General features: G+C 70.3%; 4 protein-coding genes. All 4 read left to right on the top strand.

Going from position 1 to position 5,440, the window contains the following annotated elements:
* Positions 1-501 (top strand): SAM-dependent methyltransferase (locus ACZ3ZE_RS36490; RefSeq protein WP_467262129.1); only part of this gene is annotated, 501 nt, incomplete at its 5' end.
* Positions 502-888: 387 nt separating this feature from the next.
* On the top strand, positions 889-1,761 hold the full coding sequence (locus tag ACZ3ZE_RS36485) for an alpha/beta hydrolase family protein (protein WP_467262127.1): 873 nt from the start codon (positions 889-891) through the stop codon (positions 1,759-1,761).
* Positions 1,762-1,956: 195 nt separating this feature from the next.
* The gene (locus ACZ3ZE_RS36480; protein ID WP_361630117.1) at positions 1,957-2,877 is read left to right on the top strand and encodes a hypothetical protein; all 921 of its coding nucleotides are present in this window, start codon (positions 1,957-1,959) and stop codon (positions 2,875-2,877) included.
* 541 nt (positions 2,878-3,418) lie between these two features.
* Entirely contained in the window at positions 3,419-5,098 is a 1,680-nt protein-coding gene (locus ACZ3ZE_RS36475) for a condensation domain-containing protein (protein WP_361179870.1), read from the top strand.
* The last annotated feature ends 342 nt before the right edge of the window (positions 5,099-5,440 follow it).

Here is a 5,440-nt window from a genome sequence, read left to right as displayed (position 1 = left end):
GACCCCTTGGTGCTCGCGCACAGCCGCGCGCTGCTGGAAGGGAGCGAGAACGCCGTCATCGTCTCCGAGGACATCTTCGAGCCGGAGCGGCTGCTCTCGAACGAGCTCGTGCGCTCCCACCTGGACTGGGACAAGCCGATCGCGTTGCTGCACATGGGCACACTCCACCACTACAAGCACGAGGAAACCCGCACGCGCAAGGACATCATGCGTGCCTACATCGACGCCCTCCCGCCCGGCTCCTATGTGGCACTCAGTCACTTCCTGGACCCGGAGGACGAGTACAGCGAGACCGCCCGAATGATGGAAGGCATGTTCCTCCACAGCATGATGGGCAGTGGCACCTTCTCGACCAGGGACGAGCTGAAGGACCTGTTCAACGGTCTGGAGATGGTCGACCCGGGGCTGGTGCGATGCACCGACTGGCGACGGGACGATCCGCAGACCGAGCACAACGCTGCCCAGCGGTGCATCGCCGGCGGCGTCGCGCGCAAGCCGTAGGCCGTAGGCCGTAAGCGGTGAGCCGTGAGCGGTGAGCGGTGAGCGGTGAGCCAAGCGGGCCCCGTCAGTTGCCAAGCGCTGAGCGCAGGCTCGGCGAGCACCCCGGACTCGCACATCGGGGATCTCCCCGATGGCGCACTCGGGCTCGGCCGACGACCATGCACCGCATGGCCACACCCACCCTGCCGGCACCGACCGGGCCGCACCCGGTCGGCACCACGTCGGCGTACCTTGAGGATGTCTCCCGCCCGGACCCGTGGGTCGCGGACGTGCCGACGCGCGAGCTGATGATCTCCATCTGGTACCCGGCCGCACGCCCGTCCGGTCCGCGCGCCCGTTACCTGACGCGGACCGAGTCGGCGCACGTCCTGGCCGGCCGGCCGGCCCGTGGCCATCGCGCCCGACGCGCTGAGTTCGGTGCGCACCAACGCCTTCCCGGACGCTCCGCTCGACCCCGGACTGCGGGAACTGCCGCTGATCGTTCTCTCGCCCGGCTTCACCCGGCCGCGTGCCACGCTCACCTCGATCGGCGAGGACCTGGCCAGCCACGGTTACGTCGCGGTCGCGATCGACCACACCTACGAGACCGCGGCCACCACCTTTCCGGACGGGCGGGTGGCCGCCTTCGCCCTGGGCCGCGGGTTTCCGCGCACCGCCGAGTTCTGGCACAAGGTGAAGACCGGGCGCGCCCGCGACGCCTCGTTCGTGCTGGACCAGCTCCTCGGCAGCGACCCACCGTGGGCAGGCGCGGCCGGGCTGGCCCCGGACCGGATCGGCATGGCCGGACACTCCGCGGGAGGCGCGGCCACCATCGCGGCGATGCTCGCAGACGAGCGCATCCGCGCGGGCAGCAACGTGGACGGCAGTACCGGCCCCCTCATCCCGCACACCGGCCTGGACCGGCCGTTCCTGTTCCTCGGCCGGGACGGCCAGTACTCTCCCGGCGACGGGCCCGCCGCTGACACCTGGGCCCGAGACTGGCCCCTAATGACCGGCTGGAGGCGCTGGCTGGTGGTGGCGGGAGCCAGGCACCCGTCCTTCACTGATGTCGGCCTGTTGGCGGACCAGCTCGGCCTGCCGCTCGGCGCGGCCACCTCGGGGCTGCGCACCATGACGATCACCCGCACCTACCTGCGTGCCTTCTTCGACCAACACCTGCGCGACACCCAGCAAACACCGTTCGACCATCTCCACGCGGACCACCCCGAGGTGCGGTCCTGCCTGCCGCCTGACCATCGGACCGACGGAGGATCGACGTAAGGCTTGATCCCGGCCTGCCAACATCGGGGGAAGAAGACGATGGTTCACGGATATCGGCCGCGCTGATGCGCGGAGGGGGGTGCGAGCCGTGGCCCGGGACCGTCCGAGCAGCGCGCCCGCGGCAGGTCGTACGTGCCGTCCATAGCCGGGCACCGAGGGGTTCCGCTGTGCGGGGGACGGCGGGATTCTGGGTGTATGAAGGCGACGGGGCGGGTCATCGGTCGGTGGGTGTGCGCGGGAGTCGGGATCTGGGTGGCGGCCGAGGTGGTGGACCGGTTACGGGTGGCTCCGGCTGCGGCGGTCGTCGAGCGGATGTCGGCGGTGGCGGTGGTCGCGGCCGTGCTCACGGCCGTCGTCGTGCTCGTCCCCGTGCCGCTGAGGCGACTGCTCGGGCGCGTCGTGGCGGCCAACCAGAGAAGGCTGGCCGAGGAGTTCGACCACGGCTCCGACGCGCGGTTCATGGCACTGATCGGCAGGCAGTTCGGCTACGTCGGGCTCGGCCTGCTGCTGTCCGTGTTCGTCACCGCCGTGGTGGGGCCGGTCGGACTGTGGGCCGGGATCGAGCTGGCTGCCGGGCTGGGTCTCGACGTCGAACTCGGGGGAGGGGCCAAGGAGGTCGTGGCCGCGGCGCTCGTGGTCGCAGCGGTGGAGCGGGTGCTGCTCCTCGTGCTCATCGTACCGGTGAAGGGCCGCACGGCCGCGGCGTTGCGCGCCCTGGCCGGCTACCTCGCCTGCCTGGGCGGCCTGGCCCTCGCCGTGGCCTGGCTGGACGGCGTGACCGCCGACGCCCCGCACTGGCTGACGCTCGCCGTCGTCGTCGCCGTCTTCCAGCTGCGCCCGGCACTGACCTTGACCCTGCCCGTGCCGGGCATCGCCTCGCTCGTCCTCGTCTGCGCCAACGCCCTGGTGCTCTGGCTGATCGCCTGGCTCACCGGTCTGGTGGACATCACGGGCTTCTGGCCGTTGGCCGGGGCGGTCGCCCTGATGTGGGTGACGGAATGGCCCATCCGCCTGCTGTCCGCGGTGGCCGAGGCCCGCAGGAACCCACCGGCACCCCTTCCGCCGCACGACCCGTTCTGGCCCGACAGCCAGATGCCGCACACGCCTCTGTACTGACTGGTCACCGGCCCGTTGCCGCGGGTCAGCCCTCGTCCCGCGGGTCAGCCCTCGTCCGCCGGGTCAGCCCTCGTCAACGCCGCGGAAGGTTCGTGAGCCATCAGCGGCGTCGGTGAACTCCGCGAGGTCCACGATGCGCCCCGCGGCTTCCGGGCACCGACTTGGCGGCGGTGACCGACGACGCCCCGTTCGCCGATCGCGTTCGCCCTGCGCCATCGCTGTGCGCTCCGTCGAAGTGGGACGGCCGATCTGCGCTGTTGACTTCCGCTCGCCGGATTGCCGACGATACGAGTCCGACTGTCGATCAACCGACGGCTGCCGCGAGCCTCGCGTCAGAGTCGTAGGCGGCCTTCTGCCCGACCGCCTTGATCGTCACGCCGGGGCAAGCCCGCGCCCGAGCGCGCCGCGCCCGGACGGCCACCGCGCCGAGGGCGTCGCCCCCGGGGAGCCCCGCCGTCGCCTCCGTATCGATCTCTCTGCGCCGATCAGGCCCCGTCTCCCCTCTCGTACCGTCCCCCCCCCCCGTGCAAGGGAGCACGCCGTGACCCGTTCCCGTTCCGAATGCCGTTCCCATTCCGCCGAGCCGCCCCGAGCTCTCGAGCGCACGGGCCCCCTCACCTTCGGGCAGCTCGCGCAGCTCGTGGAGTACGAGGAAGTGCTCGTCGGCGCCCCGGAAGCCGCGTGGACCCGGACGCTGACCCAGCGATGGGCTCTCCCCGCGGACACCGAGGTCTCCGCGGTACGCGACGCCTTGGCGCTGCTTGCCCGCCGGCACGAGATCGTCCGTACGACCTTCGAGCGGGACGACTCCGGAGACCCGGTCCAGAAGGTGTGGAAACCGGGAGCCGAGCGGATCCGGACGATCGACCCGGGAGCTCTCGCGAGCGAGGCCGGATGGACAGAGTCCTACCTGGCGTCGCTCCGGCGAGAGCCGCTTCCCGTCGGCATGGAGCCGCCGATCACCTTCGACATCCTTGCCGAGGGAGACACGGCGAAGGACGTGCTGATCGCGTTCCACCACATCGTCGCCGACTACCGGAGCATGCAGATCCTCCACCGCGAGTTCCTCAGCGCGTTGACGCTGCTGAGCCAGGGGAAGACGGATCTGGCGGTCGCGCCGCCACGGCAGCCGATCGACGAGGCGCTGATCCAGGCGGCTCGCGCCGGCCAGGAGGGCGACGGTCTCGAGCCCTGGCGGGAGGTGCTGGACGCGACGGCCCCCACCTCGTACCCGCGGTGGGACGAACGCCGCTCGGCGGGCTACACGGCCACGTTCGCATCGGAGTCGCTCCAGCACGCGGTCTCCGTCCTGTCCCAGCGGAACGGGCTGTGGCCGGCCCAGGCGTTGCTGGGCCTCTACGCCTTCGTCATCGCCCGCTACACCGGCTTGCCCTCCACGTCCCTGTGCGTCATCTCCTCCAACAGGTTCACCTATCCGACGGGCGTCCACTGCTGCGCCCTGCGTGTGCCCGTCGTCCTTCCCACGGGAGCAGTGGCTCCGGATGAGCTCATGAAGACCGTGGAGGCCGCGACACGGAATCTGCATCGGAACGCCGACCACGACGCTCGCGCTCTTCGCAGGATGCTGGACGGCCGCCAGGAGAGCACGGGATTCAACACCCGCCTGAGACTGGAGTACAACTTCTTCTCCCGACGCGGTGGGGCCATCCGTACGGGCATGCCGTACGGCACGCGATCCCCCAGCACATTCCGTCACGAACCCACGGAACCGGCCGACCCGACCCTCACCTATCTCGCGGCGCGGCCCGGCAGAGGAACGGAACCCATGGTGCTCTCTCTCGAAGCCAACGAAGCCTTTCTGCCGCTGCCGGCCGCCTCGGCCCTCTTGCGTGCCATGGAAAGCCTGGGTGCGGAACTCGCGGCGGCCGGAGACGAGGAGAAGGGTCGGGAAGAGGAAGGAACCGTCAGCTGGGCCGCGCACATGGACCTCGCGCTCAACGCGCGGCCCGCGGTGTCCGGGCTGCTCGCCTTCCGGTCCGGGTACGTCGACGCGCACCGGATCGTACGGGCCGTCAACGCCGAGCTGGGTGACGGGTGCGTGGTCGATGTGGTGGTACGTGGCCGGGGAACACCGCGCGAGCGGCTCGCGGTCCGTCTGTCAGAGTCTCCAGGGCACGAGGCGACAGCGGATCTGCTGGCGAAATTGCGTCGCCGGGCACACCGTGACCCGTCGCTGGTGATCCCGACCGAGGTAATGTGACATTTTATTGTGCGGATACCCTGCGTAACGAGAGGGAGTGTGGGCTTCGGTCCGCCGACCGGGTGGTCGAGGTCCTGGTGGCCCCCACCAGTCAATCTCTGTTTCTGGGAGTGTCAGGGTCAACTGGCCTTAATCCGCGCCGCGGTGACAGACGGTCAGCTCCGGTGTTCGTTCGGCCCTGCTCCCGGACCACTACTCCTTGACCGTCGTTGAGCAGGCCTCCTAGCGTGATGCCACGGCGATCTCGTCGTGCCATGCGAGGCAGACATGGCGCGGGGGGACCGTTCGTTGTCCGTGTTGGCAGACAAGAAGGGCTGAAAATGGCTATGACTGACGGTCGGG

It is taken from the genome of Streptomyces sp. NPDC023157 (genome assembly GCF_055560575.1).
Note: the sequence above shows the minus strand (reverse complement) of the source record. Positions and strands in the feature narration are given on the sequence as shown.